General features: G+C 70.6%; 4 protein-coding genes. All 4 read left to right on the top strand.

Annotated elements, in window-relative coordinates; all coding sequences use genetic code 11:
• Positions 1-282 (top strand): HisA/HisF-related TIM barrel protein (locus tag AB1609_22220; GenBank protein ID MEW6049150.1); only part of this gene is annotated, 282 nt, incomplete at its 5' end.
• On the top strand, positions 251-1,024 hold the full coding sequence (gene hisF / locus AB1609_22225) for an imidazole glycerol phosphate synthase subunit HisF (protein ID MEW6049151.1): 774 nt from the start codon (positions 251-253) through the stop codon (positions 1,022-1,024). The genes AB1609_22220 and hisF, both read left to right, overlap by 32 nt.
• 65 nt (positions 1,025-1,089) lie before the next feature.
• A complete protein-coding gene (hisIE, locus tag AB1609_22230) occupies positions 1,090-1,824 on the top strand; it encodes a bifunctional phosphoribosyl-AMP cyclohydrolase/phosphoribosyl-ATP diphosphatase HisIE (protein ID MEW6049152.1) in 735 nt (244 codons plus the stop codon).
• Between the two features lie 37 nt (positions 1,825-1,861).
• On the top strand, positions 1,862-2,101 hold a 240-nt coding region (locus tag AB1609_22235; protein ID MEW6049153.1), incomplete at its 3' end, for a UvrD-helicase domain-containing protein.

A 2,101-nucleotide genomic window follows, 5' to 3' on the forward strand; every position in this document is an offset into this window, starting at 1 on the left:
ATGGGTGTAAAATGGGCGCTGGTCACCGACGTATGGTCAGACGGGACCCTGGCCGGAACGAACGCCGCCGCGGCGCTTGCCGTCTCCCGCCAGGGCCTGCGGGTCCTGGCGGCGGGTGGGATTGCGTCCGCGGCCGACGTGGCTCGGCTGGCCGGCCTGGGTGAGCTGGCCGGCGTCGTGATCGGCCGGGCGCTTTACGAAGGCACCGTCACGCTTCGAGAGGCGCTCGAGGCCGCCAGGTGGGATGAGGATGCTGGCGCGGCGGATCATACCGTGTCTTGACGTCGACGGCGGCCGGGTGGTGAAGGGTGTCCGCTTCCGCAACCTCGCGGACGCCGGCGACCCGGCCGAAATGGCACGCCTTTACGAACAGGAAGGCGCCGACGAGGTCGTCTTCCTGGACATCTCGGCTTCGGCCGAAGGCCGCCGCACGCTCCTGCATGCGGTGGAGCGCACCGCCGAGGGGCTGTTCGTCCCGCTGACGGTGGGCGGCGGGGTCCGCAATGAACACGACGTGCGGGACCTGCTTCTCGCCGGGGCGGACAAGGTGTCCGTCAACACGGCGGCCGTCGAGGATCCTGGGCTCATCACCCGGTTGAGCGACCGCTTCGGGTCCCAGTGCGTGGTGGTGGCCATCGACGCCCGCCGCGCTGGAGGTGCCGGGTGGGAGGTTTACACCCACGGCGGGCGTCACAAGGCGCTGGACGATGCGGTCTTGTGGGCGCAGGAGGCCGTGCGGCGCGGGGCGGGGGAGCTGCTGGTCACCAGCATGGACAGGGACGGCACGCAGGAGGGATACGACTACGAACTCCTGCGGGCCATCACCGGCCGCGTGAGCGTGCCGGTCATCGCCTCCGGCGGCGCCGGCTCGCTGGAGCACCTGCGCGACGCGGTGCTGCTGGGCGGCGCCGACGCCGTGCTGGCGGCCTCCATCTTCCACCACGGGCGCTACTCCGTGCGGGAGGCCAAGGAGTTCCTGAGGCAGAGCGGCATCCCGGTGCGCCTGGACGCGGCGGGCGTGTGAGGAAGAGCGCAGCGCCCCGGAGCGGTGAGGGCGAGCAGGGGGGCTTATGGCTCTTGAACGAGTCGCTGGGGGACCAGGTACGCTGGGGGCCGGACGGGCTTGTGCCCGCCGTTGCCGTCGACGCCGTCACGGGCCAGGTGCTGATGCTCGCATACGTCAACCGGGAAGCCCTGGAGGCCACTTTGCGAACGGGGCACGCCACGTACTTCAGCCGAAGCCGCGGGCGGCTGTGGATGAAAGGCGAGACATCCGGCAACGTGCAGCGGGTGCGGGAGGTCCGGATCGACTGCGACGGCGACGCCCTGCTGTTCGTGGTGGACCAGCGCGGCACCGGGGCCTGCCACACGGGCGAGTGGAGCTGCTTTTTCCGCTCGCTGGGTGGCCAGCCCGGTTGGGCCAAAGGGCCGGCCTCTCTCGAGCCGGAAGGCCTGGGGGCGCAGGAAGGCGTCTTGTATGACGCGCGCATTCTCGACCGGCTGCGCGCCGTCATCCGCGACCGGCGGCTTCACCCCCGCTCCGGATCCTACACCTCCTCCCTGTTCGAGCGCGGGATTGACACGGTATTGAAGAAGGTGGCCGAAGAGTCCGGCGAAGTGATCCTGGCGGCCAAAGGGGTGGACGACCTCAAGAAAGGCCAGGCCGACCCGCCGCGCCTGGGCCGGGCCTACGATGCCCTGGCCTGGGAGGCTGCCGACCTGCTGTATCACCTGCTGGTGGCCCTGGAGGCCGCCGAGCTGCCGCCGGAAGCCGTATGGCGGGAACTTGCCCGCCGCCGTGCGGGACAGAAGATGGAGGGCTGATGCGGGTCTGACCACGCGGCACTCACCCGCGGCACTGGTGCCGTTCTTGCGAGAACTCAACGAGACGCAGCGGGACGCCGTCCAGCACGTTCACGGGCCGCTTCTGGTCATCGCCGGGCCGGGAAGCGGCAAGACGCGGGTGCTCACGTACCGCGTGGCGTACCTGATCGCGACCGGTGCGGCCGCACCCGAGGAGATCCTCGCCGTCACCTTCACCAACAAGGCGGCGCAGCAGATGGTTCAGCGCCTCGAGCGCCTCCTGGGGCCGCAGCTCTCC

The organism is Bacillota bacterium (assembly GCA_040754675.1).
Classification (GTDB): domain Bacteria; phylum Bacillota; class Limnochordia; order Limnochordales; family Geochordaceae; genus Geochorda.

Coding starts and splice junctions, on each gene's coding strand:
- hisF (MEW6049151.1), top strand. CDS start 251: ATGCTGGCGCGGCGGATCATACCGTGTCTTGACGTCGACGGCGGCCGG.